The sequence below is a fragment of the Sphingopyxis sp. RIFCSPHIGHO2_12_FULL_65_19 genome (genome assembly GCF_001830555.1).
Classification (GTDB): Bacteria; Pseudomonadota; Alphaproteobacteria; order Sphingomonadales; family Sphingomonadaceae; genus Sphingopyxis.
The window spans coordinates 35,111-41,979 of sequence record NZ_MIAM01000062.1; the positions used below are offsets into that span (position 1 = coordinate 35,111).

Genomic DNA, 6,869 nt, shown 5'->3' on the forward strand with positions numbered 1-6,869 from the left:
CCGCAAGCGGGAGGGGAGATTTATGACCAAGACCGTCACCGTCCTGTCGGGCCTGATCCGGCCGCTCGTCGAAAACCGCCTGCCCGACTGGGTCGAGCCGCGCTTCTTTCAATCGAAGGAGGAGGCGCTCGAACTCGCGCCCGACGCCGAAATCGGCTGGTTCGACATGTATGACAAGAAGGACATGGCCGCGGTCATCACCGCCGCGACGCAGCTCAAATGGCTGAACTCGATCTATGCCGGGGTCGACGGAATGCCCCTCGACCTGCTCGGGCAGCGCGGGACGGTCGTTACCAACGGCGCCGGGATCAACGCGATCACCATCGCCGAATATGTCGTGATGGGGATGCTGACGGTCGCCAAGGGTTACCGCGACGTCGTGCGCGCGCAGGAACGCCGCGAATGGCTGATGGATTCGCCGGGCAAGGTCGAACTGTTCGGGTCGAAGGCGCTGCTGCTGGGCTATGGCGCGATCGGCAAGCTGATCGAGGAGCGGTTGAAGGCGTTCGCGGTGGATGTGACGGTGGTGCGCCGTTCGGCCGGTGAAAACACGCTGACCCCCGACCAGTGGCGCGCGCGGCTGGGCGATTTCGACTGGGTGATCCTGGCCGTCCCCGCGACCCCCGAAACCGACGGCATGATCGGCGCGGCCGAGCTGGCGGCGATGAAGCCGAGCGCGACGCTGATCAACATCGCGCGCGGCAGCGTCGTCGATCAGGATGCGCTGGTCACCGCGCTGAACGAACAGCAGATCGCATCGGCCTTCCTCGACGTGACGACGCCCGAACCGCTGCCCGCCGACGATCCGCTGTGGAGCCTCGACAATGCGCATATCACCATGCACCTGTCGGGCCGCGCGCAGGACAAGATGTTCGTGCGATCGGCGATGCGGTTTCTGGAGAATCTGGATCGCTGGCAGCGGGGCGAGGCGGTGGAGCCACGGGTGGATTTGACGCTGGGTTACTGACACCCTTGATCTCGCCATCCCGGCGAAGGCCGGACTCGTCACGTTGCGAAACAGGGCGTCGTCGAAATCCCGGCCGGCGCCGGGATGACGATTGGGCGCCGGGATGACGACGGCGAGCTTGCAGCCGGATTGTGATTCAGTCCGGCACAATCCTTACCGGCCGATTCACAAAATTTTCGGGTTGATTCAGATCGGGACGCCCTAAAATGGTAAATGGACTTTGCACCATTGACGCCGCGCGGCATAGTTGGTGCAAGTCATGCGTCGGACCCGCGTCGGGGGGCTCCGCATCGCCAGTCCGGAGGTCTTTTCCGCGTGTCCGCACCGTTCCGTTTTCCGCGCTTTTTCGTCACCAGCCCGGCGCCCTGTCCCTATCTGGCGGGGAAGACCGAGCGTAAGGTGTTCACCGAACTGAGCGGCAATACGGCGAACGAACTGAACGACGCGCTCGGCCGCATCGGCTTTCGCCGCAGCCAGTCGGTCGCCTATCGCCCCAGTTGCGCCGATTGTTCGGCCTGCGTGTCGGTGCGCGTCTGCGCGGGCGAATTTGCGCCGAACAATTCGCAAAAGCGCACTATCCGACGCAATGGCGACCTGGTCGCGACGGCGTGCAAGCCGTGGGCGACCGAGGAACAATATGCGCTGCTCCGTTCCTATCTCGGCTCGCGCCATCCCAATGGCGGCATGGCCGACATGGACGAACAGGATTTTGCCGACATGGTCGAACAGACCCCGGTCGACAGCTATATGATCGAATATCGCGAGCCGACCGCGGATGGCAGCAAAGGCCGCCTGGTCGGTTGCTGCCTGACCGACCGGCAAGGCGACGGGCTGTCGATGATCTACAGCTTCTTTGACGCGGCGCACCCGATGCGCGAAGGTCTGGGCACCTATATCATCGCCGACCATGTCCAGCGCGCCGCCAGGGCGGGGCTGCCCTATGTCTATCTCGGCTACTGGATCGAAGGATCGGCGCGCATGGCCTATAAGGCACGCTTCCGCCCGCTCGAACGGCTCGGTCCCGATGGCTGGTCGCGTTTCGAGCCGGGAACGTCGCAGCGCATTGCCGAGATGTTCGAGCTGGCCTGATTGACGTCTGCTTAGGGGTGGGAAGCGGACGTTCCCTCACCCGTCATCCCGGCGAGGCCGGGATCTCAACCTCTCGGAATTACGCACCGGCGAGATCCCGGCCTTCGCCGGGATGACGGACGTCGGTTAGGGCAACTAATGGTCGAATCCGGCGTCTTGTCCTTCAATCCCGCCCCTTCACCGCCCAAAGCTGCGAATGGTTCGCAACGCGCGGTTTCTCGCCGCTTCCGGTTGACCTTTTCCCGCTTTCAAGGGCATAGCTTGCGGCCAGGACATAAGTCCGGGTCGCATCCAGCGTTGGTGGTCGCCTAGGGGTAGGCGATTGGGGGAAAAGGGATGCCCGTGCATGCGTTCGCCGATGGCTTGATCGCGGATGATCGTTCCGCCCGCGATGGCGCGCGCGCATGAGCGAGGCGGTCCCGCTTGATCGCGTAAAGGTGGCGATCATCGGGTCGGGTCCGGCAGGGCTCAGCGCCGCGTCGCGCGCCGCGCAACTGGGGCTCAGCCATATCCTGCTCGAAAAGACCGACCATCTGTCGGACACGATCTTCAAATATCAAAAGGGCAAGCGCGTGCTGGCGACGCCCGAACGGCTCGACCTGCGCTCCGACTGCCGCTTTGCGGAGGGCGCGCGCGAATATATCCTCGGCAATTGGGACGAGGATGCTGCGAACAACAAGGTGCAGGTCGCCTATCACGCCGAAGTCACCGAAGTGTCCGGCGAAAAGGGCGCGTTCGCGATTCGCACCGCCAAAGGCGACATCTTCCACGCCGAAAATATCGTGCTGGCGATCGGGACGCAGGGCAATCCCAACCGGATGCGCTGCGAGGGCGCCGATCTGCCGCACATCATCTATCAGGTCGACGATCCCGAGGATTTCAAGGACAAGCATATCACCGTCGTCGGGTCGGGCGATGCGGGGATCGAAAATGCGCTCGGCGTGGCCGAGGAAGCACTCGAAAACACCGTCACCATCCTCAACCGGTCAAAAGATTTTGCGCGCGCCAAGGCCAAGAATGTCGCCGACATGATGGAAGCGGGTGAGAATGGCTTCATGTCGATCCTCACCGAAACGCAGCCCAAAAAGGTCGAACCGGGCTGGCTGACGCTCGAAACGCCGACGGGCGAAGAACGGATCGAATGCGACGTGATCGTCGCGCGGCTGGGTTCGGTCGCGCCGCGCGGCTTCGTCGAATCGATGGGGATCGAATTTACCGGCCCCGACCGCGAGGCTTTTCCGAAACTGTCGCCGACGTTCGAGACGACGGTGCCCGGCCTCTATGTCATCGGCGCGCTCGCCGGCTATCCGCTGATCAAGCATTGCATGAACCAGGGCTATGACGTCGTCGAATTCATCAACGGCAACCAGGCGCTGACCCCCGCCGACGAAAAGGATCTGGCGGCAATCTTCGCAAAACTGCCGCAGAAGAAATCGGTCAGCGAGTGGCTGGAATATCTGCGCACGCGCATCCGCATCTTCGCCGATGTGTCGCCGCTGCAGATGCGCGAGTTCATGCTCGATTCAAAGGTCGCCTATTATCCCAAGGGCGACGTCGTGTTCGAGAAGGGCGAGCCGGGGTCGTCGCTGTTTGCCATCGCCGACGGTCATGCGCTTGTCGAGGTTGGTCCTGACTTTACCGTCCCGATCGAACAGGGTTCGATCTTTGGCGAAGTCGGGCTGATTTCGGGCCGCAAGCGTGGCGCGACGATCCGCGCGGGCGAGGACAGCATCTTCGTCGAAGTGTCGCGCACCGCCGCGCTCAAGCTGATGGCCGCCGTGCCGGGCGCGAAGCGCGTGATCAACCGTATCTCGCTCGAACGCCAATTGCTGCAAATCTTCAAGGGCGGACTAACGGTCGAGGACCTGGGGCCGATCGTCGAGGATCCGGCGATCGAGCGCGTCGCGGCGGGCAAAGTCGTGCTGGCCGAGGGCGACGAGGGCGACGACGTCTATGTCATCCGTTCGGGGTCGATGGTCGTCGAGAAGGATATTGGCGGCAAGCCGATCTTCCTCCGCTATCTGCCCGCCGGCAGCTTCTTCGGCGAAATGGCGGTGCTCAGCGGCGCGCCGCGCAACGCCACGGTCAAGGCCGCGGTCGCGAGCGAAGTGATCCGGCTGAAGGGCGACGCCTTCAAGGCGATGCTTGCCAAGCGGCCGCAGGTGCGCGCGGCGACCGAGGCCGCGGTCGCCGAACGCGCGGCGATGAACAGCTTCATCGAATCGCGCAAAGCCAGCTATTCGAGTGCGGTCGACCTTTATTCGGACACCGCGACCTTCATTATGAAGGAAGGGCTGGGCGAGGCGACCGACGCGCTGTTGATCGACGAGAATCTGTGCGTCGGCTGCGACAATTGCGAAAAGGCGTGCGCCGACAGCCATGAAGGCCTGTCGCGGCTCGACCGCGAGGCGGGCAAGACCTTTGCGCATTTGCATGTGCCCACCAGCTGCCGCCACTGCGAGCATCCGCACTGCATGGCCGACTGTCCGCCGAACGTCATCCACCGCGGCCCCGACGGCGAAGTGTTCATGGAGCCGGGGTGCATCGGCTGCGGCAACTGTATGCGCAATTGCCCCTATGGCGTGATCCGCATGGAAGCGGCGCCGCCGCAGAAACCCAGCCTGCTGCGCTGGCTGCTCACCGGCTTCGGCCCCGGCCCCGGCGAGCCGTCGCCCAAATGGACGAAGAAGCAATTGGGCGACGAGAAGCCCAAGAAGATCGCGGTGAAGTGCGACATGTGCAAGGGGATCGCGGGCGGCCCGGCGTGCGTGCGCGCGTGCCCCACCGGCGCCGCAATCCGCGTGTCGCCCGAGGAGTTTCTGTCGATCGCGCGGCTCGACGAGGACACCGACTGATGGCGAGCCTCTTCAAGCGCCGCCGGTCCAAGGCAACGCAGGTCGAGCGTGTCCGCGAGCGGCGGCACGAGGGGTTTCTGCGCTATGCGGGATTCCGCTGGGCCAAGATTTCGGGCGGGCTCTGCCTGCTCATCATCGTCAGTTACGCGCTGGTCGACGTGACCCCGCGGCACAATGGCGGCAGCTGGTATGGCTATACACTCGGCACGATCGGCGCGGCGCTGATCCTGTGGCTCACCGCCTTGGGCTATCGCAAGCGCAAGATGACGAGCGACCACTGGTCGCTGAAGGCGTGGACCTCGGCGCACGTCTATCTGGGGCTGAGCCTGATCGTCGTCGGCACCTGGCACACGGGGTTCCAGCTCGGCTGGAACGTCCACACGCTGGCCTGGGCGCTGATGATGCTGGTGATCCTGTCGGGGCTATATGGGGTGATCGTCTATGCGACGCTGCCCGCGGCGCTGTCGAACAACCGCGACGAGATGACGCAGATGCAGATGCTCGAGGCGATCCGCGCCTTCGACCGGCAGCTGCACAGCGCGGCGCAGCCGCTGACCCCCGCCGATACCGCGCCGGTGCTCGCCGCGCTGGGCGAGGACCCGTTTGCCGGCGGCATCGCCGCGCGGCTGTCGGGTCGTTATCCGGCGTGTGCGACGGCCGCGGCGCTCCGCACCCTGACGCTGTCGAACGCCAGCGACCGCGAAGCGCGCGACAAGGTCGTCGGGCTGCTCAAGCAGAAAGAAGCCGCGCTCGCGCGCCTGCGCAAGCATCTCAAGATCCGCGCGCTGCTCGAAATCTGGCTCTACGTGCATGTGCCGCTGACCTTTGCGCTGATCGCGGCGCTGTCGGCGCACATCATCAGCGTCTTTTTCTATTGGTGAGGTGGGGACGATGAGCTTCATCCTGCGCCGCATCTCGACGACGAAGACCGGCAAACAGATTATCCGCGACCAGGCGCTGCCGGGCGATGCGATCACGCTGGGCCGCGAGGGCAGCAACACCATCCACATCGCGGACCTTGCGGTGAACCCGCATCATGCGACGATCAGCAGCGCCGATGGGCGCACCGTGCGCGTCGCGGCGAGCGAGGGGCTGGGTTTCGACCTCAACGGGCGCAGCGAAACCGTCGCCAATATCGACAGCGGTGCGGGCGGCGAACTGCGGTTCGGCGGCCACCGGCTGACGATCGCGCGCGAGGGCGACGATATCATCCTGCTGGTCGAACGGATCGACGAGCTGTCGCAATCGTCGAAGGACGTCGACGAGGCGAAGGCCTTTTCGCTGCAAGGCGTGATGCCCGGCAAGCGCATGGGGGCCTGGCTGTTCGGCCTGCTGATGCTGCTCGCCTTCCTGATCGGGCCGATCTGGGCGTGGTGCAGCTACAAGGATGTCAACGAGCGCCCCGACGGCTACCATGCCGACAGCGCGTGGCTTTCGGGCCCGTTGTCGAGCGCGCACGCCAGCCTGAAGAATGATTGCCAGTCGTGCCATGTCGAACCCTTTGTCGCGGTCACCGACAAGGCGTGCGTCAATTGCCATACCGGCGAGCATAAGGCGATGAGCATGGCGCACGCGAACGCCCCGACCGCGATGCTGCTCGCCGCGCGCCACCCGCCCGGCGTGGGCGAGCGCATCCTCGACGGCTTCGCCAGGACCTTCAACAAGCCGCAGGGGCGCTGCGTCGAATGCCATACCGAGCATGAGGGGGCGGGGCCGATGGCCGCGACGCCGCAGAAATTCTGCGCCGATTGCCACGACGGCATGGCGGCGCGGCTGAAGACCGCGGGGCACCCGACGACGCTGGCCGATGCCAGTGATTTCGGCACGAGCCACCCCGAATTTCGTCCGCTTGTTCGCGCCGCCCCCGGCGCGAAGCTGGCGCGCACGACGCGGACCGGGGGCATCGTCGACTACAACGGCCTGAAATTCCCGCACGACATGCATTTGCAGGCGACGGG

General features: G+C 64.9%; 4 protein-coding genes and 1 pseudogene. All 5 read left to right on the plus strand.

Going from position 1 to position 6,869, the window contains the following annotated elements:
• Nucleotides 1–22 precede the first annotated feature (22 nt).
• The gene (locus tag A3E77_RS16740; RefSeq protein ID WP_293648010.1) at nt 23–967 is read left to right on the plus strand and encodes a D-2-hydroxyacid dehydrogenase; all 945 of its coding nucleotides are present in this window, start codon (nt 23–25) and stop codon (nt 965–967) included.
• A gap of 315 nt (nt 968–1,282) precedes the next feature.
• Nucleotides 1,283–2,056 carry an arginyltransferase gene (locus tag A3E77_RS16745; protein WP_293648012.1) on the plus strand — a complete coding sequence of 258 codons (774 nt, stop codon included), beginning with the start codon at nt 1,283–1,285 and terminating at the stop codon, nt 2,054–2,056.
• A 404-nt stretch (nt 2,057–2,460) separates the two neighbouring features.
• On the plus strand, nt 2,461–4,911 hold the full coding sequence (locus A3E77_RS16750) for a cyclic nucleotide-binding domain-containing protein (RefSeq protein WP_293648014.1): 2,451 nt from the start codon (nt 2,461–2,463) through the stop codon (nt 4,909–4,911).
• A complete protein-coding gene (locus A3E77_RS16755) occupies nt 4,911–5,792 on the plus strand; it encodes a hypothetical protein (protein ID WP_293648016.1) in 882 nt (293 codons plus the stop codon). Before A3E77_RS16750 ends, A3E77_RS16755 begins: the two co-directional genes overlap by 1 nt.
• Before the next feature lie 10 nt (nt 5,793–5,802).
• Nucleotides 5,803–6,869, plus strand: a pseudogene (locus A3E77_RS16760) (cytochrome c3 family protein); the annotation flags it as partial.